This is a genomic window from Actinocorallia aurea (genome assembly GCF_054783995.1).
On record NZ_BAAGPQ010000006.1, the window covers coordinates 358,511 to 381,000 of the forward strand.

The following is a 22,490-nucleotide window of genomic DNA, read 5'->3' on the forward strand; positions in this document are numbered from 1 at the left end:
GGTCGATCCGGAGAAAGGATCATTCAACCCCGCGAACGCGGCGGACGAAAGCGCGATCCTTCCGCCCGCCGCGTCCCCACCGGTCAGTCGAAGGTCGTGGAGATGGGGTGCCAGCCGTCCGGGACCAGGGCGGCGGCCGCCTCGGGGCCCCAGGTCCCCTTGGCGTAGGGGAGGGGGCGGGTGGGGTCGTCGAGGAGGGGCTGGACGATGCGCCAGGACTCCTCGGCCAGGTCGAAGCGGACGAACCGGCGCGGGTCGCCGGTCACGGCGTCGGTGAGGATGCGCTGGTAGGCGGCCTCCATGGGGCCCAGCGCCTTGGTGAAGTCGACGTGGAGGGGGATGCGGCGGGTCGCGTTCTGACCGGGTTCCTTCGCCAGGACGTCGAGGGTGATGCCGGCGTCGGGCTGGATGCGGAACCGGATCAGGTTCGGCTGGAGGTCGCCGTCGAACAGGTGGACGGGCGGGGCGGCCAACTCGGCGACGACCTCGAGGTCGGTCTCCGGCAGGGCCTTGCCCGACCGGATGTAGAAGGGCACGCCCGCCCAGCGCCAGTTGTCGATGAACAGGCGCATCGCCACATACGTCTCGGTCGTCGAGCCCTCCCGGACGCCGTCGGTGCCGAGGTAGCCGTCGTACTGGCCGCGTATGACATCGCCCGGTCCGGGTGATTTGACGGCGCGCAGGACCCGCCACTTCTCGTCGATGAACGCGCGCGCGTCCCGTGACGGCGGCGCGTCCATGGCGAGGATCGCGAGGATCTGCAGGAGGTGGTTCTGCACGACGTCGCGGATCGTGCCGTTGGCGTCGTAGAAACCGCCGCGGCCCGTGATGTCGAAGCTCTCCGCCATGGTGATCTGCACGTTCCGGACGACGGTCCGGTTCCAGATCGGTTCCAGGAACATGTTCCCGAAGCGGAAGACCAGGAGGTCCTCGATGGGCTCCTTGCCGAGGAAGTGGTCGACGCGGCGCAGGTGCTCCTCGTCGAAGTACCGCAGCATCTCGGCGTTGAGGGCGCGCGCGGACTCCAGGTCGCGCCCGAACGGCTTTTCCACGACGAGCCTGGCGTTCGCGTTCAGGCCCGCCTTCGCCAGCCCTTCGGCGACGGTCGCGAACAGCGAGGGCGGGATCGCCAGGTAGTGCGTGACGAACCCCGCCCCGGCGACCTCCGCGCGGACCGCGGCGAACGTCGCGGGGTCGGTGTAGTCGCCCGCGACGAGGCGGAGATTCCCGGCGAACTTCGCGAACGCCTCGGAGTCCACATTCTCGCCGCAGGCCGCACGCGCCCGCTCGCGCAGCCCGGCGAGATCGAGGTCGGTCTTGGCCACGCCGATGATCGGCAGGTCGAGCACTCCGTCGGCGGTGAGCCGGTAGAGGGCGGGCAGCAGCATCTTGTAGGCGAGATCGCCCGTGATGCCGAACAGGACGAGCGCGTCGCACCGCCGTGTCTCCGCGCTCATATCCGGCGGCCCCGCAGCGCGCGGTAGCGCCGGACAAGGCTCTCGGTGGAGGCGTCGGAGAAGTCCGCGGCGGGCTCCTCGGAGGTCAGCGCGGGCTCCAGGGCGAGCGCCATCTTCTTGCCGAGCTCGACGCCCCACTGGTCGAACGAGTCGATGCCCCAGATGACGCCCTCGACGAACACGACGTGCTCGTACAGGGCGACGAGTTCGCCCAGGACGCGCGGGGTCAGCTTCGGCGCGAGGATCGTCGAGGTCGGCCGGTTTCCCGGCATCACCTTGTGCGGGACGATCTCGGGCGGCGTGCCCTCGGCGGCGATCTCCTCGGCGGTCTTGCCGAAGGCCAGCGCGCCCGTCTGGGCCAGCAGGTTGGCGGTCAGGATGTCGTGCATGCCCGCCTGGTCGGCGAACGGCTCGGCGAACCCGATGAAGTCGGCCGGGACGAGCCGGGTGCCCTGGTGCAGCAGCTGGTAGAACGCGTGCTGCCCGTTCGTGCCGGGTTCGCCCCAGAAGATCTCGCCGGTCTCGACCTCGACAGGGGTCCCGTCCGCCTTCACGGACTTGCCGTTGGACTCCATGGTGAGCTGCTGAAGGTAGGCCGGGAACCTGTGCAGCCGCTGCGCGTACGGAAGGACGGCCCGCGTCTGCGCGCCGAAGAAGTCGGCGTACCAGATGCCGAGCAGGGCCATCAGGACCGGCATGTTCCGCTCGAACGGGGCGGTGCGAAGGTGCTCGTCGATGGTGTGGAAGCCGTCGAGCATCTCGGCGAAGCGCTCGGGGCCGATCGCGATCATCAGCGACAGGCCGATCGCGCCGTCGAAGGAGTAGCGTCCGCCGACCCAGTCCCAGAAGCCGAACATGTTCGCGGTGTCGATGCCGAACTCGGCGACCTTCTCGGCGTTCGTCGAGACCGCGGCGAAGTGCCTGCCCACCGCGTCCTCGCCGAGCGCGTCGACGAGCCAGCGCCGCGCGACCCGCGCGTTGGTCAGCGTCTCGATCGTGGTGAACGTCTTGGAGCTGACGACGAAGAGCGTCGTCGCCGGGTCGAGGCCGCGCAGCTTGCCCTCGATGTCGGCAGGGTCGATGTTGGAGACGAAACGGGCGGCGATCCCGGCGTCGGCGTAGTCCGCGAGCGCCTCGTAGGCCATCGCCGGGCCGAGGTCGGATCCGCCGATGCCGATGTTGACGACCGTCCGGATCGGCTCGCCCGTCGCGCCCCGCCACTCCCGCGACCGGATCCGGTCGGCGAACGCGCCCATCTTGCCGAGCACCGCGTGCACGTCGGCGACGACGTCCTGGCCGTCGACGGTCAGGGAGGCGTCCGCGGGCAACCGCAGCGCCGTGTGCAGCACCGCGCGGTCCTCGCTGACGTTGATGTGGTCGCCGCGCAGCATCCGCTCGATCGCCTCGCGCAGCCCCGCCCGCTCGGCCAGCGCGACCAGCAGCCCGACGGTCTCCCCGGTGATCCGGTGCTTGGAGTAGTCGAGGTAGAGGTCCCCCGCCTCGACCGTCATCCGCTCGGCCCGTCCGGGGTCCTCCGCGAACAGCTCCCTGAGGGTCCGGCCTTCCACCTCCCCGAAGTGCTTGCGCAGCCCCTCCCACTCGCCACTTCGCGTGATCTCGCCGCCCACGGCTCTCCCCTCACCGATCCGTCTCGCCGGCCATCGCACACACGATGCCCTTCCGCGATGATCCCCTACCCACCCCGTCCGAGCACCCGCCTTCGGTTCTGCGGACCGTGTCCGGTCTCACCACCGTGCGGGGCGCCGCCTCGTCCACCGAGCCGTGACGGGGATCGCGATCACGGCCCGCCGCACTCCCGCCCCCGGCGGGCCGCCACCTGGATGACCGAAAGCCTAGATGATCGGGCATTTCGGTCCTACAGGAAACACACCGGACCCCGTTCGGCGGGTCGCCAGAAGAGCTCCGCGTGGTCCGGGCGGCGAGAACGGCCCGTCCACCGGCGCGGTGGCTTCGCGCGTCGCGGGGTGGCCGACGCGCGGTCCTGTTAGCTTCGACCGGTGGACGACAGGAGTGTCCGGACCGAGGCGATCGAGGGTTTCGCCCAGGTCCTGCGGGAGCTGCGCGCGTCGGTGGGCAATCCTCCTTTTCGGGAAATGTCCGGAAGGTCTGGAGCGATCTCCCACACGACGTTGCACGAGGCCGCGAAAGGCAACCGGCTCCCGAGCTGGGAGACCACCGTCGAGTTCGCCAAGGCCTGCGGCGCCGACCCGGCCGCCTACCGCGAACGCTGGGAGAACGCGAGCCTGGCCGTCAGATCGGCGGGCGCCCGCGCGCGGACACCGGCCGACGCGCCGGCACTCGTCCCCGCCACGGTGCCCCACCCCGCCTCCGCGCCCGCGGCGCCCCTCTCCGCGCCCGTCCCCGTGCCCGGCTCCGCGCCTGCCTCCGCACCGGCAGAACCGGTCCCCGCGCCTCCAGCCCCCGCATCCGTCTCCGCATCGTCCGTCTCCGCATCGTCCGTCCCCGCGCCGGCGCCCGAGCCGGCTGCGGCATCCCTGGACGTCGCCCCGGCCCGGCGCCGGAGCCCGATGAGCCGGCCGGCGATCGCCGCGATCGCCGTCGTCGGCTCCGTCGCGGCGGTCGTGCTCGCCGCCGTCGAACGCGACCAGGGCGCGGCCCCGGCCCCCGCGAGACCTACGGCCGCCGCGCTGACACCGGACGACTGCCCGGTCCGCCAGACCGACCCGCCCCAGGCGCCGCCCCTGCACGCGGGTGACATCGCGAGGTTCATCTCCGACATCACGCTGCCCGACTGCACGCGGGTCGGCCCCGGCCAGACCCTCACCAAGGTGTGGCGCCTCAAGAACGACGGGACCGTGCCGTGGCAGGGGTACCGGCTGCGCCGCCTCGACGTGCCGCAGCGCGCCGACCAGTGCCAGACCATCGCCGACGTGCCGATCGAGGACACCCGGCCGGGCGCGATGGTGGACATCAGCACCGTGGTCACCACCCCGCGCCGCCCCGGCGTGTGCTTCGCCAGGTTCAAGATGACGGACGCCTCCGGGAGGCTGCTGTTCCCCGGAAGCCGCCCCGTCACCTTCCAGCTCGTCGTCGAGTGAGCCCGGCCGCCGGCACTACTTCAGGGTGACGCCGGTGTAGTAGTGCCGGAGGATCCTGGCGGCGGTCCAGCCCGCGGCGGCCCTGTCGCGGGAGCCCTCCTGCGACATCCACTGGCCGTCGACCCACCAGCGCCGGCAGGCCGTCGTCGTGGCGCAGTACTGGGCCTGGAAGATCCTCCCGCCCTTCAGCAGCCGGGTGCCCCAGGTCGCCTCGACCGCGGCGTCGGTGGCCGCCGTCGCCGATCCCGGCCGGTACACCTGGCTCTTCGTCCGGTCCCAGACGTCGAAGCACCTGCCGTCCTCGGTCCTGCGGTCCGAGTGCAGCGCCCAGTACCAGCCGTGGTTCTTCGCGGCGATCGCCCCGGCCCGCAGGGACTCCTTCGGCCAGCTCGCGTACCACTCGTTGGGCAGGACGTTCCTGACATAGGCCTTGAACGGGATCCGCTCGATGGTGCCGAGCGCCTCACGCTTGACGAGGATCGTCGTCGGCGGCCTGGTGTCCGTCCCGTCGGTCCGGCAGCCGGTGGGCGTCGACGGCGTCGAGCCCAGGAACCTGTGCGAGGCGTTCTGGTTCTTCAGCCCGGTCTCCAGGTCGCCCTTCGCGCCGGACGGGAAGTCCTGCGAGTCGCCCTTGTGGCCGCTGTTGAAGAAGACCCGGACGGTCTTCCCGCTGCGGTTCCAGACGGACGCCGCCGCGTTCTTGACGCACACGCCCCTGCCGTTGCCCGGGCCCTTGAAGTCGTAGCAGGTCGGCTGCTCGGCGCCGTAGTCGGCGACCGAGGACGTGAAGTCCGAGACCGAGCCCCTGGTACCGCTGTTGAAGTAGTAGCAGAACTCGCCGGGCTCGCAGACGCCGTTCCGGGCCGCCGCCCAGGCGGGCGAGGCGGCGGCGAGCGCCATCCCGCCGAGCGCGAGCGCGCCGACTGCCGCGGTGAGCCCCTGCCGTGCCGTTCGTGAGTCCATGGTCGCCTTTCCGTCGGTGAAGGTCGCGGGGCGCTACTTGACCTCGTAGCCTTGGGAGCGCCAGAACCCCTTCGGGTCCGGGTTGTTCAGGACGGGGTCGCCGACGCTCTTCGAGGCGTGCGTCTGCCGGCCGGGCCGCATCTCGACGTGGGTGTGCGCGCCGCCTCTGGACGACACTCCGTGCCACGCCTCGTCCGCGATCACCTGGCCGCGCGAGACGTTCCGGCCGACGCGCAGGGACGCCCGGGGCTCGGTGTGCAGATAGATCACCGTCTTCCTCGCCGCGGCGTCGTAGACCGCGATCGTGGAGAGGTTCGCGTTGCCGCCGCCGTTCGCGCCCTGCTTGAGGTAGGTGATCTCCCCGCTCGTCAGCGACCGGACCGCCGAGCCGACACCGCGGACGAAGTCGATGCCTTCGTGGTGGCCCGGGACCGTCGTGTAGCCGTCGAAGGGGCAGCTGATGGAGCCGGGGCCCGCCGCGTAGAGCGCGGTCGAGAGGGCGACGCGCCCCACGGAGCTCGGACCCACCTCGTGCGAGGCGTTCTGGTTCTTGAGCGTGCCGTTCAGATCGCCTCGGACACCGCTCTTGAAGTCCTGTGAGGCCCCCGCGTGGCCGGAGTTGTAAAAGACGCGGACGGTCTTGGGAGTCCGGTTCCAGACGGAGGCCGCCGCGTTCTTGACGCACTCGCCCTTTCCGTTGCCCGGACCCTTGAAGTCGTAGCAGGTCGGCTGCTCGGCGCCGTAGTCGGCGACCGATCCGAGGAAATCCGAGAGCGATCCCTTGTTCCCGCTGTTGAAATAGAGGCAGAACTCGCCCGGCTCGCAGACGCCGTTCCGGGCCGCCGCCGCGGCGGGCGACGCGGTGGCGAACGCCATCGCGCCGAAGGCGAGTCCGCCGGCCGCGGTGAGGAATCCTTTGCGCATGGTGCTCTCCTTCATGTCGGTGCGGTCGCGGGAGACGCGGGTCAGCGGCTCTCCCGATCTCCGGCGGTGGAGCGCTCCTCCGCGACGAGCCCAGCTTCCCGATCAGGACCGCCTGTCCGCGCCGAGATCCTGTTGTCAGGCTGTCCGACCGGCGTCCGCTGACAGGACGGCCCGCCCTGACGGGCCGTAGCCGGCGCGGGCTCCGCGACGAATACAGTGGGGGGATTCCCCAGCGCAGGAGGTATCGGGCGATGAGTCCGCGGTTCCGTTCCGTTCTCGACCGCTTCCAGGCCTACAAGCCCGGAAAGACCGCCGTGTCAGCCGATGGCAGGTCCTTCAAGCTGTCGTCGAACGAGTCGCCGTACGGGCCGCTGCCGTCGGTCCTCACCGCGATCGCCGGGGCCGCCGCGACCGTCAACCGGTACCCCGACAACGGGTGCACCGAACTGATCTCCGAGATCGCCGCGCACTTCGGCGTGCCCGAGGACCATGTCGCGGTCGGCAACGGCTCGGTCGTGGTCGCCGCCCACCTCTTCGAGGCCGTGAGCGAGCCCGGCGCGGAGGTCGTCTACGCGTGGCGGTCCTTCGAGGCCTACCCGCTGCTCGCCGACCTCGCCGGGGCCGACTCCGTCCGGGTGCCGCTGAAGCCCGACGAGACCCACGACCTCGACGCCATGCTCGCCGCGATCACCCCGGCCACCCGCATGGTGATCGTCTGCAACCCCAACAACCCGACGGGCGAGGTCGTCCGCCGCGACGAACTCGTCGCCTTCCTCGACCGGGTGCCCCAGGACGTCCTGGTCGTCCTGGACGAGGCCTACCGCGAGTACATCCGCGACGAGGACGTCCCCGACGGCCTCGACCTCTACCGGGACCGGCCCAACGTCGCCGTCCTGCGGACCTTCTCCAAGGCCTACGGGCTCGCGGGCCTGCGCGTCGGCTTCCTCATCGCGCACCCGACGATCGCCGAGGCCATCCGCAAGGTCTACCTGCCGTTCAGCGTCAGCAGCATCGCGCAGGCCGCCGCGATCGCCGCGCTGCGGGCCGAGGACGAGCTGATCACCCGGGTCGAGGAGACCGTGAAGGAGCGGGAGCGGGTCACCCACGCGCTGCGCGACCAGGGCTGGACCGTCGTCCCCTCCCAGGGGAACTTCGTGTGGCTGCGCCTCGCCGAGCGGACCCTCGACTTCGCCGCGTTCTGCGAGCGCGAGGGCGTCAGCGTCCGCCCGTTCGCCGAGGAGGGCGCCCGTATCTCCATCGGCTCCATCGAGGACAACGACGCCCTCCTGGCCGCCGCCGCGGCCTACCCCCACCGTGTCTGACGCCGCCGCGGCCGCCCCGGTGGGCTAGGGGCGGCAGAGGTATTCGAAGGTGGCCGAGGCCTTGGCGGGGGTCGGCGCCTTCAGTTCGAAGGTCGCGGTCAGCTCCTTGCGGCCCTCGCCGGAGACGGTCCAGTGCAGGGGCGCCTCGAAGGTGGTCTGGCCTTCGAGGACCGTCGCCTTCTGGAACTTGCCCGGGGTGCCGTCGCTCTGCACCCAGCGGTAGGAGAGCGTGCCGGAGCCGCCGTTCAGCGCGACGACGGCGGTGAGATCCACGGTCTTGGACTTCTCGTCCGGTTCGCAGCGCTGCTCCCCGCCCGGAGCCTCCACCCGGACGTCGTCGACGGCCACCGGCTTCTCCTCGCCGCCGCCGCGGAACGCCAGCCACGCGAGCACCCCGCCGATGACCGCCATCGACAGGACGACGCTGAGGAACGGCACCGTGCGGGAGCCGCTGCGGCGGTGCCGGGCGGGCACCGAGTCCGGGTTCCACATCTGCGGGCCGGTCGGGCCGCCGCCGAGCCTGACCCTGACCTCGTCCTCGCCCTGCCGCGGCTGGCCGGTCGGGCGGGCCTGGTGCGGCGGCCGGGTCGCCGAACCGCCGGACGGGCGGGTGCCGGAAGGGCCGAACTCCCGGCGGGTCACCGTCGGGTCAAGGGAGGTGCCGTCGACGGGGTCGAACCGCGTGCGGGTCGGGTCCTGGTGGGGGCCGCCGAGGTCGAAGCGGGTCACGTCGGCGGGGCCCGGATCCCCGCCGGGGAGCGGATCGGCCGGCGGGCCGGGCACGTCGGTCATCCCGCGGCGGGGGCGGAGGCGCGCGCGGCGAGCGCCAGCACCCGGAGGCCGGTCGGCACGAACGGCTTCGTGGTCTCCTTCGGCGTCGCCTCTTCGGTGGGCGTCGGCGCGGGAGCCTCGGGCTCCTCGGTCTCGGCCGGAGTGGTCGGCTCCGGCTCCTCGGGGGCGGACGGCTCCTCGGTCGGCTCGGGCTCCTCGGTCGGGTCCGGCGACTCGGTGGGGTCGGTCGGATCCGGGTCGGGCTCCTCGGTCGGGTCCGGCGACTCGGTCGGGTCGGTCGGATCCGGGTCGGGCGAGTCGGTCTCGGTCGGCGTCGGGTCCTGCGGCGAGGCCGTCGGGGTCTCGGTGGTCTCCGCCGCGGGGTCGGCGGTGACCACGACGACGGGTCCGCGCAGGCGGTCGTCGCCGCCCGCGGCGCCCGTCGGCGACGGCGCGGGCTGCCCGCCCGCCCGCGCGGTGGGCGAGGCCACGGGAGAGGGCGCGGCCTGCGGGCTCGTCGGCAGGTCCGGGGTCACCGAGTCGACGAGGTACACCGCGCCGCTGAGCAGCGCCAGCGAGGCGAGCGCACCCGCGGTGGCGGCCGCGAGCCCCAGCCGCTTGCTCGGCCGATAGGGCTCCTCGGCGGGAAGGTCGAACGCCGGGATCGGCGGAACGGCGCGCCCGGCCGGCGTGGCCGACGCGGCGGCGGCCGAAGGCGCGGGAAGCTCCAGAACCTCGGTGCCCGCGACCGGAGTGCCGACCAGGGCGAGCGGCTCGGTGGCGACGAAGTCTGCCGGGCTGCTGATCGGGAACAGCATCGCCAGGGCCAGCGCCCGATCCCGCAGATGAGCGCGGCCGTGCTCCTCCCAACCGGCGCCGAGGACGGCTCCGGCCGTCATCTCCAGCTCCAGCAGGAACGCGAAGGCGCTCTGCGGCCGCTCGCGCACGTCCTTGGCCAGGCCCGCGGCGACGAGCGCGCGCAGGCCCTCCGGCACCCGGTCGACGGGCACGGGCGCGGAGCGGTGGGCCTCGGCCCACTCCGGCGGCGAGGCGGCGAGGTAAGGCGGACGCCCCGTCATGCACTCGAACGCGACGGCCGTGGCCGCGTACACGTCGGCCGTCGGCCCTGCCGCGCCGCCGTCCCACAGCTCGGGCGCCAGGTACGCCGACGTCCCGACCGCGCCCGCGTGGGCGGGGGCGACCGGGAGGGCGATGCCGAAGTCCGTCAGGTAGGTCTGGCCGTGTCCGTCCACGAGGACGTTGGCGGGCTTGAAGTCGCGGTGCACCACACCTGAGGCGTGCGCGGCGGCGAGGCCGAGCAGCGCGCCCTTCAGGACGGCCATGGCCGCCTCGGCGGGCATCGGCCCGGAGTCGGCGAGCACGTGGGCCAGGCCCACACCGTCGATCAGTTCGAGGACGACCGCCGCGCTGGTGGAGGTCTCCACGTACTCGAAGAACTGGACGACGTGCGGGTCCTCCAGCTCCGAGAGCGCCTGGGCCTCGTCGCGGAAGCGCAGCACGAAGTCGGGGTCCATGGCCAGCTCCGGCGCGAGGTACTTGATCGCGACCTCGATCGAGGTCTCCTCGTGCACCGCCATGACGACGTGGCCGGACGCGCCGCGCCCCAGCTCACGGAGGTGTCGGTAACCCGGTACCGTCCAGTTCCTTTGCACGCCAGTCCCTCCAGCCACCCCTCAACACGTGCTGAGATGCACGAAATCGTGCACTGGTTGGGGGAAGTTTAGCTTTTTCATTATCAGGTTCCGGTCTTCGCCGGGCCGAGCTTCTCGACGATGAGCCGGTAGAGCTGCCGGGGCCGACCCGGCTGCGGGGTCCGATTCGGCGGCAGGGGCCAGGCCAGCCCTTCTTCGACGAGGGTGCGCAGGAGCCGGCGGGCGGTGCGCGAAGTCACACCGAGCATTTTCCCGGCGTTCTCGGCGTCGACGATGAGCGGGGCGCCCGCCTCGACCTGGTCGCCCAGCCTGTCGGCCAGGCGGGCGAGGATCTCCAGGCCCTTCGGCTTGACCGGCGGGGCGCCGCGCGGCGGCGTCCGGGGGGCGGGGACCAGGGCTCTGCCGTCCCGGTCGAGCGCGAAGCCCTGAGCGCGCTGGGAGGTCTGGGACCGGGCCAGCGCGGCGCGCGCGTGGGCCTCGGCTTCCTGCGCGGTGCGGCCCATGCCGATGCCGACCTCGACGGCCAGGCCCAGCTCCTCGCGGACGCGCTCCACGAACGGAGGGGTCCGGAACCCCTCGGTGCCCGAGGAGACGGAACCGCGCGTGGCCGTCACCAGATAGCTGTGGTCGTCCAGCGGCCAGACCGCGGCGTTCATCCGGTGCGCCTCCTGGAGCAGCACCCGGTGCAGCGCCAGTTTGAGCTCCTCGCGCCAGTACCGCGGCGTGACGCGGCGCGGCGACTCGCGCAGGGTCGGCACGTCCACCAGCACCACGACGAGCTGCGACTCCTCCAGCCTGTGGTGTGCGCCGAGCAGCGCCGCGGTCTGGAGCGCGCTGCGGATGGCCGCGCCGGTGGGGCGGATGCGCAGGGTCGGCACGCCGGCCAGCTCCATCCGCTCGGCGGTCGCGTGCACACAGGTCAGCGCGACGCTGGTGACGCCGCGCCGCCACAGCCGCTCGTGGAACGCGGCAAGGGTGCCCGGCCCCGCCACCTCCTCGCGCAGGTGGACCTGGTCGACGCCGAGGCCTATCTCCGCGTAGGCCTCCTCGACCTCTCCGCGGGCCAGCACGTCGATGCTCACCTTGGACGGATCGAACCGCTCGTCGAGTGCGGCGCGCAGCAGTGCCCCCTGGAGCGCGGCGCCATTGAGCGGGACATAGGTGGCGGGCATGGTCAGAACGCCCGCCTTTCGTGCGAAGTCATACGGGACCGGGCTGGCGAACAGGCACACGTCGACGCCCGAGCCCAGGCGCATCACCTTGTCCGCAGCCTCCTGCTCGTCCCGGTACGCCGCCGCCACAAGCCTGCTCGGAACCGGTGTCGGCCCGTGCCCCATCAGCATGACCCGTTCGACGAGGTCGTGCGGACCGACGACACCGATCGTCAGGTCCGGCGTCACCGCCCCCGTCCGTGGTCCTGTCATGGCTTCCGCCCCTCGCCTTTCGGCCGCCCACGATGCCCGTATGTACAACCCGAAGCGCGTGCGCGCACCACGGGGTCGAACCATCCTCATCTCGCGGATCGCCCCTCCGCGCGAGGATGTGACTCTCTGACGCGAAACCGAATCAAGAGTGCGGCGAAAAAGTAACCTATAGACAGGGTCGGACAGTAAATCCTTACCGAATGGTCAGGTTCCGGTCAGCACACCAGCCCATGACCACGCACCCTAAAGGTGCGGATCATGGGCTGGGAAGGGCTCTCGCTGATTTGTGTCCTCGGCGACTGGTGTCCGAATCCGGCCGCCGAGTGACTCTGTGCCGTATTACTCAGATTCGCGAATGACGTCCGCGCCGAGTGCGTTCAATCGCTCCGCGAAGTTCGAGTGGCCGCGGTCGATGTAGTACGCCGAACTGATCTCGGTCTCGCCTTCCGCGGCGAGTCCCGCGAGCACCAGGGCCGCGCCCGAGCGCAGGTCGTGCGCGACGGTCTGGGCGCCCTTCAGCGGGGTCCTGCCGTAGACCTTCGCGCGCTGGTTCCCGGCGACCTCGATCGACGCGCCCATCTTGACGAGCTCGTCGGCGAGCTGGAAGCGGCTGTCGAAGATCCGCTCGTAGATGTAGGACTCGCCCTCGGCCTGGCTGGCCAGCGCCATGATCGGCGACTGGAGGTCGGTGGCGAAGCCCGGGTACTCGTCGGTGATGACGTTGATCGGGCGCAGCGGGCGCTCCCGGCGGACCTGGAGGACCGCGCCCTGCTGGCTGAACTCGACGCCCATCTGCTCCAGCTTGTCGACCGCGACGCCCAGGTGCTCCAGGTCGGCGCCGACGAGGTTGACCTCGCCGCCGGTGATCGCGCAGGCCATCACCAGCACGCCCGCGTCGATCCGGTCCGGCATGACGGTGTGCTCGACGGCGGTCAGCTCCTCGACGCCGTGCACCCGGATGAAGCCGGTGCCGCCGCCCTCGATCTTGGCGCCCATCCGCTGCAGGAAGTCGATGTTGTCCAGGACCTCGGGCTCCAGCGCCGTGTTCTTGATCAGCGTGGTCCCGTTGGCGAGCGCGCCGGCCATCACGAGGTTCTCGGTGCCGGTGTGCGAGGGCGTGTCGCAGTAGAGGGTGCCCGCCTGGAGCTGCCCGACCTTCACGTGGATGTTCGTGTCGTGCTCGGTGACGGTCGCGCCCATGCGCTTGAAGCCGTTGTAGTGGAAGTCGAGGTTGCGGCTGCCGAGGTTGCATCCCCCGACACCCTCGATCACCGCCTCGCCGAGCCGGTGCAGCAGGGCCGGAACGAACAGGAAAGAGCCGCGGAAACGGGCGGCGATGTCGGCGGGCAGGACCGGGCTGGACAGCTCGGAGGCGTCGATCACCAGGGTGCGCTCGGCCTCGTGCAGCTCGGCCTTGGCCCCGATGGCCTCGGCCAGCTCCACCGCGCGCCGGACGTCCTCGATGATCGGGACGTTGCGCAGCACCGTCCGTCCCTTGGCGGCCATGAGCGCGGCGCCGATCATCGGCAGGGCGGAGTTCTTCGCGCCCTGGATGAAGACGGTGCCTTGCAGCTGACGGCCCCCGCGTACACGGTAGGTAACGCTCATTCCGGGTGGTCCCCTTCCCCTTGACACACGCGGCCCAGTATTCCACCGGGCCCCGGATGCGCTGACCGTTCCGTCCCTGGCCCCGCGCGTTCGTTCCGCTCTGGTGAGACTGTCCGGCGACCGCCGAGGTTCGGGTGGTCCGCCCCCTATCCGAGGACCCTCTGCGTCTGCGCGACGGCGTCGCGGGCCAGGTTTTCGGCCTCTCCCTTGGTGGCTTTGGGGCCGTAGACCGACACCGTGCCGAGGTAGCCCGCCTCGGTGAAGACCACGAACCACATGTTCACCTGGACCTCACCGCTCATCGTGACCAGTCCCACGGTCCTCGAACCCTCCCCGACGAAGTGCCTGTCCGGGGTCTGCTCCAGCACCTGGTGGGTCGACCACTCGCCGCCGACCTTGGTCTTGTAGGTCCGGCAGAGCTTGGGCACGCGGCGCTCGATCTCGCGCTGGGCGGCCCGCGGGGAGACCGCGAGGAGCGTCTGGGTGACGGTCTCGCCGGTGGCCTTGGCGAAGGTGGTGAGCGCGGCAGGGGCCGCGGCCAGCTCCCCCGCGGTCTCCAGGGCCCTGGCGGCGTCGGCGCACTCCGGCTTGTCGAGCTTCACCTGGCCCTGGAGCTGGGTGAAGTTCCGGATCGCCCGGAGCATCCCGTAGGACCCCGATTCGGGCTCGCCCGCCCGCACGTATCCGGGGACGTCGGCGAGGAGCGCCTGGCGGAGCTGGTCGGCGGTGTAGGTGGTCGCGCCCGCCTCGGGGGTCTGCACGGCCGGCGGGGCCTTCTCGGCGCCTCCCGAGCAGCCCGAAGCGACGAGTACCGCCATAACCGGAGGGATCAGACGCTTCAGCCGCATGGAAGCCGACGATACTGCGCACCGGCTTGGTGATCTTCGCGCCACAACGGGGTAGGCCGAGATCCAAGGGCTTAGTCTCGGGGGGAAATCAACATGTTCGGGAAGTTGCTCGCGGTGTCCGCCTTGACCGTTTCTCTTACGGCTTGTGGCGGAGGGGGTCAGGACGTCGCCGACCGGATTTCGACCGGCGTCGCGACGGCCACGGGCGCCGCCGCCTCGAACGCGGCATCGGCTTCGGCGAAGGCCTCGGCCACCGCCGCGGCGGCCTGCCCGACCGCGGCGACCAAGAAGTTCGCCAAGACGCGGTTCGTCGCGGACGCGGGCCTCGCCTTCGGCGCCTTCAACCAGTGGATCCTCAAGCCCTACAAGGCCGGCGGCTTCAACGCCGACGCGGCCAACCGCAAGAGGACCATCGCCAAGGCCGTGGCCGCGGGCGCGTTCTCGCTCAACCGGCTGAACGCCGCGCGCAAGATGATCAACGCCGACCCGACGCTGTGCAAGTCGCTCAAGGCCCCGGTCGAAGCCGTCTGGGCGACGGCGACCGCGGCGATCGACAAGATCAAGACCGGCGACGTCTCCGGCATCGGCGACGCCAGCAGCGCGCTGGAGGACCTGCGCCAGCAGGCCAAGGACGACGGCCTCAACATCAAGGACCGCCAGCCGCCGTCCGGCTTCTAGAGACGGGAGGCGCGAAGGGCCCCGGAGGCGTCTGCGGGGCCCTTCGGCGCGAAGGTCAGCTGTCGCCCTTGCTCTGGTGGTCGTTGTACTCGGGCACGTACTCCTGGCCCGTGAGCTTCTGGATCGCCTGGACGATCTCGTCGGCGATCACCCGGCGGGCGCGGCCCTTGGGCATGGCGCCGTCGGTGTAGCCGCCGAACTCCAGGGGCTCGCCGATCCGCACGGTCACCCGCGCGCCGATCTTCGGGAAGCGGCTGCCGTACGGCTGGAGCGTGTCGGTGCCGATCAGCCCGACCGGCAGGACCTTGGCGCCGGTCTCCAGCACGAGCCAACCCGCGCCGGTACGGCCGCGGTACAGCCGCCCGTCCATGGAGCGGGTGCCTTCGGGGTAGAGGGCGAACACGTCCCCGCCGTTCACGATGTCGGCGGCCTGCTCCAGCGAGCCGAGGGCCGAGGAGGCGTCGCCGCGCGCCACCGGGACCATGCCCATGGAGGTGAAGAACCAGCGGCTGAGCCGACCCTTGAATCCGGTGCCCTCGAAGTACTCGGCCTTCGCCAGGAAGACGGTCTTGAGGGGCAGCAGCGACACGGGGATGACGTAGCTGTCGATGAACGACTGGTGGTTGGCGGCCACGATCAGGGGGCCGGCTGCCGGGATGTTCTCCTTGCCTTCCACCTTCAGGTGGAACAGCACGCGGAAGGCGGGCGGCACGACCAGTCTCATGAAGCGATAGAGCAACAGGTCTCCCAAGGCTCCGGATGACCGATTTTCGGTGGGGTCACCCTATCGAGGTTCCGTTACTCGTCGGTGACCGGCCTGCTACCGGCTGGTAATACTTATCACCGGCCGCCGTGTCGCAGCCCCGGTATTTGTCACGATTCCCCAAGGATCTCCTTGGTGGCGTGCCCAAACCGGAATCCCGTTCGGCATGCCACGTGTTACCACGAGGTAACACATGGGTATCTAACTCAGACATCTCCGTACAGGGGAGGACCGATGGCAATCACCGACCGGTTGAGCGTCCCCGAGCGGCTGCGCCAGCTGCCCCAGCTCCCGGAACTTCACCTCCCCCACATACCGAGCATCCCCGGCCTGCCCGCCCTCCCGTCCGCCACCTACCGGGTGAGCCACATCAAGGACATCCCGGTCCCCATGCCGGACGGCACGATCCTGCTCGCCGACCGGTACGTGCCCCTGGGCGTCAAGACCCCCCCGACGATCCTCGTCCGCACCCCCTACGGGCGCAGGGGCGTCACCGGAGCCATCAACGGCTACCCGTTCGCCTTCTTCGGCTACCAGATCGTCGTCCAGAGCGTCCGGGGGACCTTCGGGTCGGGCGGCAGCTTCGACCCCCTCAACGAGCAGATCGACGGACTCGCCACCGTCGAGTGGCTGAAGCGGCAGCCTTGGTTCCACGGCACGTTCGCCACCTACGGGCCCAGCTACCTCGGGCACACCCAGTGGGCCATAGCCGGGAAGGCGGGGCCGGAGCACAAGGCGATGTCGCTGGCCGTCACCGCCTCCCAGTTCCGCGACGCGATCTACATCGGCGGGTCCTTCGCCCTCGAATCCACCCTCGGCTGGGCGTCGGTCACCACCCGGATCGAGCACCCGATCGACCTCTTCCGGATGCGCCGCCGCACCGCCCGCGCCATGCGCGCGGGGCTGCCCCTCGAAGAACTCGACGCGTACACGACCGGAGGCAGCGTCCCGTTCTTCCAGCAGCTCCTCGCCGGGCACGGCGTCCCCGAGGACCCGTTCTGGGACGGCCGCGTCCACAGCGCCGCCTGCGACGGCGACCTCCCGGCCGCGTCCATGGTCGGCGGCTGGTACGACGTCTTCCTGCCCTGGACGCTCAAGGACTACATCGCGATGCGGTCCACCGGGCAGACCCCGCAGCTCACCGTCGGACCCTGGTGGCACGCCGACCCGCGGCACGGGCTCGTCGCGCTCCGCGAATCCCTCGTCTGGTTCCGCGCCCACCTCAAGGACGACCCCTCAGGGCTGCGCGAGAACCCCGTGCGGCTCTTCATCACCGGCGCGGGCGAATGGCGCGAATACGCCGACTGGCCCGTCCCCGGCACCCGCACCGAACGCTGGCACCTCCAGGCCGGCCACGGCTTCGGCACCGACGGGCCCCGCGCGTCGAAGCCGGACGCCTACCGGTACGACCCCAACGACCCCACCCCCGCCTACGGAGGCCCCACCCTCCTCGGCATCGGCCGGCCCGTCGACCAGCGGCCCGCCGAACGCCGCCCCGACGTCCTGGTCTTCACCTCGCCCGAGCTGACCGAGGACCTCGACGTCATCGGGCCCGTCGCCGCCGAGCTGTACGTCAAGTCGTCGCGGCCGCACACCGACTTCGTCGTCCGGCTCTGCGACGTCGCGCCCGACGGGTCGTCCAAGAACGTCTGCGAAGGGGGCCTGCGGCTCACCGCCGAGACCTCGCCGCCCGACGGCGACGGCGTCCGCAAGGTCGAACTCGACATGTGGCCCATCGGCCACCGCTTCAAGAAGGGCCACCGCCTGCGCGTCCACGTCGCCAGCGGCGCCTACCCGAAGATCGCCAGCAACCCCGGCACCGGCGAGCCGCTCGGCTCCGCCCGCACCATGGTCGTCGCCGACCAGGAGGTCTTCCACGACCCCGACCGGCCCTCGGCGCTCCTCCTGCCCGTCATGTGATCCGCGTCCCCCTCTCCTTACGCCGCTGTGAGGAGAGGGGATCACGTGGAGTTCACCATCTGGAGTGACGACGGAACACCTCAGGTCATGCCACGATCAAAAACGTGAAAATCCTGATCAATGTCGTCATCACGGCGCTCGCCCTCGCCGCCGCCACCTGGTTCCTCGACGGAATCGAGATCACCGGAGTCGATGGCCAGGAGAAGGCACTCACCCTCGTCCTGGTAGCCCTGATCTTCGGCCTCGTCAACGCGGTCATCAAACCCATCGTCAAAACCGTGGGCTGTGCCTTCTACGTGCTGACCCTCGGCCTGTTCGGCCTCGTGGTCAACGCCCTCCTCCTGCTGCTCACCTCGTGGATCGCCGGCGAGTTCGACCTCGCCTTCCACGTCGACGGCTTCCTCACCGCACTGATCGGCGGCGTCATCGTCGCCATCGTCAGCTGGGGGCTCAGCCTCATCCTCGACAACGACTGACCCTGCCCCGGGGCTCAGCGGGCGATCGTGAGACGCGCCGCGGTGACCGTCACGGACTCCGCGCCGTGGTTGACGAGGTCGGCGCGGTAGCCGCGGTCGACGCTGAGCCACACCAGGCCCGAGACGGTGTGCTCCACCTTCGTGCCGTGGCCGATCTTGTCCTCGCCGAAGTGGTCCTTCACCCGGGTGTTCCCGGTGCGCTCGTACTCGCCGATGACGAGCTTGAGCCGCTCGCCCTTCTCATGGCCGGTCACGACCGCCGAGAACGTCACGAGATGCCAGTCCGCGACCTTGGGCAGCCAGGCCGCGGACTTCGCGGCGTGCAGCCCCGACGGGTCGGCGTGCTCGACCCCCCAGGGGACCGACAGACGTGCCCCGGGAGCCACCGTGACCGACCCTCCGGCCGCAAGGTCCAGAACGAGCGCCAGGGGCTCAGCGGCCGTCTGAGGGCCGGGCTCCGGCGCCGAGGAGCCCTTTGGACGCGGTGCCCCGTCCTTGACCCACTTGTAGAGCCGCGCGCCGGGACAGTCCGTGCTGTAGCCGTCCCGGTGCCCCTTGATCTCCTTGCCCGCCCCGCCCTTCTCGCGCACGTACTCGATCGCGTCGCGGATGCCGTGCAGCATGTCGTCGCTCGGCACGACGAGGCCCTCGTTCCCGACCATGCCGAGCACCGCGTAGTGCCCGCTGTTCAGGCCCGCCCCGTTGGCGGCGGGCAGCTTGTGCAGCCCGCGCCCCTCGAACACGTACCTGTGCGGACAGACCGCGAAGCTGTAACCGATGTCGTTCCAGCCGTTGCCGTCCATGTGACCGTTCTGGATCTGCCGCATGAGCGCCGAGCAGCGGTCGTGGTCGTCGGCCGTGCGGGGGTCGACCCGGCTGCCCGTGTAGTGGACCTTCACACCTTTGGTGCCGGCCAGCGAGGACGCCGCGCTGCGGGGGCTGCGGGCGCCCCACTGCTTGCGGGTGACGAACTTCATGGAGGCCTCCGGGGGGCGGGGGACGGCTCGAAGCCGACCCTAACCCCGGGAACTCCACATCAGGGGTGAATCGCCCTCAGACGGCGGGGTCCGCCGACCGCTCCTCGGCCATGAGCACCTCGAGTTTGTCGCCCAACTCGGCGCGGACCCGCTGCTCCATGCCCCGCGCGACGAACGGGTTCACCACCATCTGGACCAGTGGCCGCATCCGGCGGATCACCTCGGCCACCCGGACGGCGTCGGCGCCGAGGAGGTCGGCGTCCTTGAGGACGTGGGTGTCCACGAGGTCGACGAAGCGGTTCGCGATCACCTCGCAGTCGCGCCGGATCTCGTCGGCGATGTCCAGGACCGCCTCCAGCGGCACCCCGCCCGCCACGAGTTCCGCGCCGACGTGCAGGAGCCGCGGGCTCGGCACCCGGAAGCGGTCGCCGTCCGGCTCGACCAGGCCCAGCTCGACCGCCCTGCGCAGCCTTCCTTCGATCTCCTCGGGGCCGGTCTCCAGGCCGAACGCCGCGACCAGCTCCTCGTAGGTGGCCCAGCCGGGGATCTCGTCCGTCCAGGGGTCGGTGAGCACCTGCTCGAGGCCGAGCACCTCGCCCACGTCCCGGCCCGCCTCCCACGCGGCGACGAGATCGCTGATGTTGGCGAGGGTGTACCCGCGCTCCAGCATCTGCCCGATGAGGCGGAGGCGGGCGAGGTGAGCATCGTCATAGAGGCCGACGCGGCCGCGCAGCCGCGGCGGGGGGAGCAGGCCGCGGTCCTGGTAGGAGCGGATGTTGCGGACTGTCGTGCCGGCGCTGTGCGCCAGCTCGTCGATCCGGTACTCGCCCATGGGCCCTCCTCCCGCTTGACCCCTCGGGGCCGATCGTACGAATCTTACGCCTGACATCAATGAGACATTGTTCGATGTAATGGTCGACGCGACGGTCTTGGGAGGCCCCGGACATGACGGACGCGCGCGAGGTGGAGGAACTCCTCCTGGGCGAACCCCTCACCCACACGATGACCGACATGGAGGAACTGTCCGGTCTGGACACCGAACTGGGGCTCCGGCTCTGGTCCGCTCTCGGATTCCCCACCCCGTCACCCGACGAGATCGCCTTCACCGAGGAGGACGTCATCGCCCTCGGCCAGATCCGCGAACTCCTCGACCACACCTACGTCGACGACGAGATGGTCCTGCGGATCGCCCGCGGCGTCGGGCAGTCCATGAACCGGCTGGCCAACCGGGTCGCCGAACTCTGGCTGGAACGGCTCGCCGAACAGCTCGCCAGACCCGGCGAACCCGCCGACGAGGACGCCGTGGTGGCCGCCCTCACCGCCAGCGCCGAACTGCGGCCCAAGTTCGAACGGCTCCTCCTGCGCGCCTGGCGCCGCCAGCTCGCCGCCGCCGGAGTGCGCGCCTTCAGCGCCGCCGCCGACGCCACCGCCGACGCGGGCGCCGGCACCGCCCAGCTGTCCGTCGGATTCGCCGACATCGTCTCCTTCACCCGGCTGAGCAGGCGGCTCACCCCCTCCGGCCTCGCCGAACTCGTCGACAGGTTCGAGACCGGCACCGCCACGATCATCGCCGAGGAAGGCGGCCGGGTGATCAAGACCCTCGGCGACGAGGTCCTCTTCACCGCCCCCACCGCCGAGGCGGCCGCCGAGATCGGCCTGCGCATCTCCGACTGGTCCGGCGCCGACGACTTCCCCGACGTCCGCGTCGGCCTGGCCCGCGGCGAGGTCATCCTCCGGCTCGGCGACGTGTTCGGCACCCCCGTCAACCTCGCCGCCCGCCTCACCGGCGCGGCCCGGCCCGGCACCGTCCTGGCCGCGCCGGACCTCGTCGCCGACCTCTCCCCGGGCAACGGCTACGCCCTGCGACGGCTCAGCGCGCGGCCCCTCCAGGGAATCGGGAAGGTGCGGCCCTACCTACTGCGCCGTCACAGCAGCGAAAGCCCCCAGCTCACCTCGACCTGATACGCCGCCCCGTCGCTGCCGCTGACGATCGTCACCTCGGTACTGCCCGGAAGCCGGATCAGCGCGGCCGGGAGCGTCACCTCCAGGACGAACTCCTCCCCCGGATTCACCACACCGCTCTCCTGGGCGAGCTGGACGTCTCCGTCCGCGGCGGCCGCGGTGAAGGCGACCGGCCCGTTCTCGGCCTGCAACGGGATCTCCGACGTGCGGTCAAGGCCGATCGCCACCTCCGACGCGCCCACGGTGAGCCGAGCCACCACAGGAGTCTCCTGCGCCGTCTCCGGAACCACCGTCTCCGGCTCCTGCCCTGCGGGCGCGGCCTCCGGAGCCGCCGCCGGCTCCGCGGACCCCTGCTCGCCGTCCGTGCCGGACCCGGCGGGGGCGGCGGGCGCGGCGGGATCGACCGGCGCCGGCGAATCCGTGTCATCGGCCTCCGGGACCTCCGGATCGCTGTCGTCGGTGGCGTGGCCGGTGTCCTGCGGCGTCGGCGTGCCCGAAGGCGTCGGCCCCGGCGCGGCCGCGACCTGGCCGCCCTGACCCGGCACCGACAGGTTCGGCGCGGCAGCCCCCGTCTCGACCGGCGTCCGCACCGGCTGTTCCACCGACGGCCACGCGAGCTGCGGCTCGCCCAGCTGCGGACCCAGCACCAGGCTCGCCACGACCGCCGACGCCAGCGTCACCGCCATCCCGCTGCCCGCGATCACCCAGCGGCGGCCCAGCCCCGACGGGGTGTCCGGCTGACGCGGGAACCCCTCGACCGTCAGATGGCCGCCCTTCGCGACGATGTCGGCCCGGTACCCGGCCAGCTCAGGATCCGTCCCGGTGTGCAGCACCCGGTGCCTGAGCGAATCCGGCGGTACGGGCGCGGCCGGCGCCGTCACCAGCGCCGCCAGCCCCGCCTCGGCCCGCCTGCGGCACCGCGCGCAGTGCCGCGCGTGCTCCGGGTCCTGCGGGACGCGGTTGTCGGCCCGCATCACCACGGGGCCCCGGCCCGAGCAGCGACCCTCGTGCGCCCGCAACTGCGCGGCCACGGCCGCCTCCGCCCTGCGCCGCGCCCGCGCCGCCCGCGCCGCGGCCCGGTGCGGCGGCTCGCCCAGCACCGCCCCGAGATCCCCGCCGACGATCCCGTGCCGCAACGTCAGCAGGACCAACTCCTGGTCGCTGAACGAGATCCGGTCCAGCGCGCCCTGCACGATGATCCGGGCCTCGTCGACGGGCAGGCCGGTGGCCCCGTCCACGCCCGGCACGTCCGGCAGCCACACCAGCTCCCGCACCCGGGTCCGCAGCAGCGCCCGCCGCCGCACCCCGCCGTACAGCCACGCCCGCAACCGCACCGGCGCCCGCATCCGCGGCGCCCTGCGCAGCGCGTCCACGAACGTGTCGTGCACGATGTCCTCGGCCGCCCTGGGATCCCCCGCCAGCGCGTACCCGTAGTCGTACAGCTGCTCCCCATAGACCCCGAAGGCCCTCTCCAGAGCTCTCGGGTCCTCGTCATGGAACCCGCGAACCAGCTCCCGGCCCTCCTCGGACCCCGACCCCGCCCATCTGGCCATGCGCGTCACCTCACCCGGCAACCTCCTGAATACACCGCCCCCGCCCCCCACGCCCCCAGATCCCCCAAATCGCTCTCCACCCCCACCCACC

Annotated in this window: 19 protein-coding genes; 6 read left to right on the forward strand and 13 right to left on the reverse strand. The window is 71.5% G+C overall.

Annotated elements, in window-relative coordinates:
• Positions 1-83 precede the first annotated feature (83 nt).
• Positions 84-1,457, reverse strand: a complete 1,374-nt coding sequence (gene zwf, locus ACYVOM_RS09995) for a glucose-6-phosphate dehydrogenase (protein WP_460302973.1) — start codon at positions 1,455-1,457, stop codon at positions 84-86.
• Positions 1,454-3,085: a glucose-6-phosphate isomerase gene (gene pgi, locus ACYVOM_RS10000; protein ID WP_460302974.1), complete on the reverse strand. Its 1,632-nt coding sequence runs from the start codon at positions 3,083-3,085 to the stop codon at positions 1,454-1,456. Before pgi ends, zwf begins: the two co-directional genes overlap by 4 nt.
• 390 nt (positions 3,086-3,475) lie before the next feature.
• Here pgi and ACYVOM_RS10005 point away from each other — a divergent pair, with 390 nt between their 5' ends.
• Entirely contained in the window at positions 3,476-4,537 is a 1,062-nt protein-coding gene (locus ACYVOM_RS10005; RefSeq protein WP_460302975.1) for an NBR1-Ig-like domain-containing protein, read from the forward strand.
• Between the two features lie 15 nt (positions 4,538-4,552).
• On the opposite strand, the gene ACYVOM_RS10010 is transcribed toward ACYVOM_RS10005, so the two are convergent.
• Positions 4,553-5,500, reverse strand: coding sequence for a peptidase inhibitor family I36 protein (locus ACYVOM_RS10010; RefSeq protein WP_460302976.1), 948 nt, complete (start codon positions 5,498-5,500; stop codon positions 4,553-4,555).
• A gap of 33 nt (positions 5,501-5,533) precedes the next feature.
• Positions 5,534-6,424: a peptidase inhibitor family I36 protein gene (locus ACYVOM_RS10015; protein ID WP_460302977.1), complete on the reverse strand. Its 891-nt coding sequence runs from the start codon at positions 6,422-6,424 to the stop codon at positions 5,534-5,536.
• 251 nt (positions 6,425-6,675) lie between these two features.
• On the opposite strand from ACYVOM_RS10015, the gene hisC reads away from it, so the two are divergent.
• On the forward strand, positions 6,676-7,746 hold the full coding sequence (gene hisC, locus ACYVOM_RS10020; RefSeq protein ID WP_460302978.1) for a histidinol-phosphate transaminase: 1,071 nt from the start codon (positions 6,676-6,678) through the stop codon (positions 7,744-7,746).
• Between the two features lie 24 nt (positions 7,747-7,770).
• On the opposite strand, the gene ACYVOM_RS10025 is transcribed toward hisC, so the two are convergent.
• The 5 genes from ACYVOM_RS10025 to ACYVOM_RS10045 all read right to left on the reverse strand — a co-directional run bounded on the left by ACYVOM_RS10025 (position 7,771) and on the right by ACYVOM_RS10045 (position 14,070).
• On the reverse strand, positions 7,771-8,538 hold the full coding sequence (locus ACYVOM_RS10025) for a hypothetical protein (protein WP_460302979.1): 768 nt from the start codon (positions 8,536-8,538) through the stop codon (positions 7,771-7,773).
• Positions 8,535-10,190 (reverse strand): serine/threonine-protein kinase, encoded by a 1,656-nt coding sequence (locus tag ACYVOM_RS10030; protein WP_460302980.1) that lies wholly within the window; start codon positions 10,188-10,190, stop codon positions 8,535-8,537. Before ACYVOM_RS10030 ends, ACYVOM_RS10025 begins: the two co-directional genes overlap by 4 nt.
• An 83-nt stretch (positions 10,191-10,273) precedes the next feature.
• Positions 10,274-11,614, reverse strand: a complete 1,341-nt coding sequence (locus tag ACYVOM_RS10035; protein WP_460302981.1) for a transcriptional regulator — start codon at positions 11,612-11,614, stop codon at positions 10,274-10,276.
• A 339-nt stretch (positions 11,615-11,953) separates the two neighbouring features.
• On the reverse strand, positions 11,954-13,222 hold the full coding sequence (gene murA, locus ACYVOM_RS10040) for a UDP-N-acetylglucosamine 1-carboxyvinyltransferase (RefSeq protein ID WP_460302982.1): 1,269 nt from the start codon (positions 13,220-13,222) through the stop codon (positions 11,954-11,956).
• A gap of 146 nt (positions 13,223-13,368) precedes the next feature.
• Positions 13,369-14,070, reverse strand: a complete 702-nt coding sequence (locus ACYVOM_RS10045; RefSeq protein WP_460302983.1) for a hypothetical protein — start codon at positions 14,068-14,070, stop codon at positions 13,369-13,371.
• 93 nt (positions 14,071-14,163) lie between these two features.
• Between ACYVOM_RS10045 and ACYVOM_RS10050 the strand changes: the two genes are divergently transcribed.
• Positions 14,164-14,748, forward strand: a complete 585-nt coding sequence (locus ACYVOM_RS10050; RefSeq protein ID WP_460302984.1) for a hypothetical protein — start codon at positions 14,164-14,166, stop codon at positions 14,746-14,748.
• Between the two features lie 55 nt (positions 14,749-14,803).
• Here ACYVOM_RS10050 and ACYVOM_RS10055 read toward each other — a convergent pair whose 3' ends face one another.
• Complete coding sequence (locus tag ACYVOM_RS10055; RefSeq protein ID WP_460302985.1) at positions 14,804-15,472, reverse strand: lysophospholipid acyltransferase family protein; 669 nt, start codon at positions 15,470-15,472, stop codon at positions 14,804-14,806.
• A gap of 273 nt (positions 15,473-15,745) precedes the next feature.
• On the opposite strand from ACYVOM_RS10055, the gene ACYVOM_RS10060 reads away from it, so the two are divergent.
• Together ACYVOM_RS10060 and ACYVOM_RS10065 are read left to right on the forward strand one after the other, a co-directional pair.
• Positions 15,746-17,431 carry a CocE/NonD family hydrolase gene (locus ACYVOM_RS10060; RefSeq protein WP_460302986.1) on the forward strand — a complete coding sequence of 562 codons (1,686 nt, stop codon included), beginning with the start codon at positions 15,746-15,748 and terminating at the stop codon, positions 17,429-17,431.
• 104 nt (positions 17,432-17,535) lie between these two features.
• Positions 17,536-17,907 carry a phage holin family protein gene (locus ACYVOM_RS10065; RefSeq protein WP_460302987.1) on the forward strand — a complete coding sequence of 124 codons (372 nt, stop codon included), beginning with the start codon at positions 17,536-17,538 and terminating at the stop codon, positions 17,905-17,907.
• A 14-nt stretch (positions 17,908-17,921) separates the two neighbouring features.
• Here the strand turns inward: ACYVOM_RS10065 and ACYVOM_RS10070 are convergent, their stop codons facing one another.
• Positions 17,922-18,884 (reverse strand): peptidoglycan recognition protein family protein, encoded by a 963-nt coding sequence (locus tag ACYVOM_RS10070; RefSeq protein ID WP_460302988.1) that lies wholly within the window; start codon positions 18,882-18,884, stop codon positions 17,922-17,924.
• A gap of 76 nt (positions 18,885-18,960) precedes the next feature.
• Complete coding sequence (locus ACYVOM_RS10075; RefSeq protein ID WP_460302989.1) at positions 18,961-19,716, reverse strand: MerR family transcriptional regulator; 756 nt, start codon at positions 19,714-19,716, stop codon at positions 18,961-18,963.
• A gap of 113 nt (positions 19,717-19,829) precedes the next feature.
• On the opposite strand from ACYVOM_RS10075, the gene ACYVOM_RS10080 reads away from it, so the two are divergent.
• Positions 19,830-20,846 (forward strand): adenylate/guanylate cyclase domain-containing protein, encoded by a 1,017-nt coding sequence (locus ACYVOM_RS10080; protein WP_460302990.1) that lies wholly within the window; start codon positions 19,830-19,832, stop codon positions 20,844-20,846.
• On the opposite strand, the gene ACYVOM_RS10085 is transcribed toward ACYVOM_RS10080, so the two are convergent.
• Positions 20,810-22,399 carry an RNA polymerase sigma factor gene (locus ACYVOM_RS10085; protein ID WP_460302991.1) on the reverse strand — a complete coding sequence of 530 codons (1,590 nt, stop codon included), beginning with the start codon at positions 22,397-22,399 and terminating at the stop codon, positions 20,810-20,812. The two genes, ACYVOM_RS10080 and ACYVOM_RS10085, sit on opposite strands and share 37 nt — an antisense overlap.
• Positions 22,400-22,490 lie beyond the last annotated feature (91 nt).

What these genes read in the sequence shown, in the direction of transcription:
- zwf (WP_460302973.1), bottom strand. Translation starts at nt 1,457, where the DNA reads ATGAGCGCGGAGACACGGCGGTGCGACGCGCTCGTCCTGTTCGGCATC.
- ACYVOM_RS10010 (WP_460302976.1), bottom strand. Translation starts at nt 5,500, where the DNA reads ATGGACTCACGAACGGCACGGCAGGGGCTCACCGCGGCAGTCGGCGCG.
- ACYVOM_RS10015 (WP_460302977.1), bottom strand. Translation starts at nt 6,424, where the DNA reads ATGCGCAAAGGATTCCTCACCGCGGCCGGCGGACTCGCCTTCGGCGCG.
- hisC (WP_460302978.1), top strand. Translation starts at nt 6,676, where the DNA reads ATGAGTCCGCGGTTCCGTTCCGTTCTCGACCGCTTCCAGGCCTACAAG.
- ACYVOM_RS10025 (WP_460302979.1), bottom strand. Translation starts at nt 8,538, where the DNA reads ATGACCGACGTGCCCGGCCCGCCGGCCGATCCGCTCCCCGGCGGGGAT.
- ACYVOM_RS10035 (WP_460302981.1), bottom strand. Translation starts at nt 11,614, where the DNA reads ATGACAGGACCACGGACGGGGGCGGTGACGCCGGACCTGACGATCGGT.
- murA (WP_460302982.1), bottom strand. Translation starts at nt 13,222, where the DNA reads ATGAGCGTTACCTACCGTGTACGCGGGGGCCGTCAGCTGCAAGGCACC.
- ACYVOM_RS10045 (WP_460302983.1), bottom strand. Translation starts at nt 14,070, where the DNA reads ATGCGGCTGAAGCGTCTGATCCCTCCGGTTATGGCGGTACTCGTCGCT.
- ACYVOM_RS10050 (WP_460302984.1), top strand. Translation starts at nt 14,164, where the DNA reads ATGTTCGGGAAGTTGCTCGCGGTGTCCGCCTTGACCGTTTCTCTTACG.
- ACYVOM_RS10055 (WP_460302985.1), bottom strand. Translation starts at nt 15,472, where the DNA reads ATGAGACTGGTCGTGCCGCCCGCCTTCCGCGTGCTGTTCCACCTGAAG.
- ACYVOM_RS10060 (WP_460302986.1), top strand. Translation starts at nt 15,746, where the DNA reads ATGGCAATCACCGACCGGTTGAGCGTCCCCGAGCGGCTGCGCCAGCTG.
- ACYVOM_RS10070 (WP_460302988.1), bottom strand. Translation starts at nt 18,884, where the DNA reads ATGAAGTTCGTCACCCGCAAGCAGTGGGGCGCCCGCAGCCCCCGCAGC.
- ACYVOM_RS10075 (WP_460302989.1), bottom strand. Translation starts at nt 19,716, where the DNA reads ATGGGCGAGTACCGGATCGACGAGCTGGCGCACAGCGCCGGCACGACA.
- ACYVOM_RS10080 (WP_460302990.1), top strand. Translation starts at nt 19,830, where the DNA reads ATGACGGACGCGCGCGAGGTGGAGGAACTCCTCCTGGGCGAACCCCTC.
- ACYVOM_RS10085 (WP_460302991.1), bottom strand. Translation starts at nt 22,399, where the DNA reads ATGGCCAGATGGGCGGGGTCGGGGTCCGAGGAGGGCCGGGAGCTGGTT.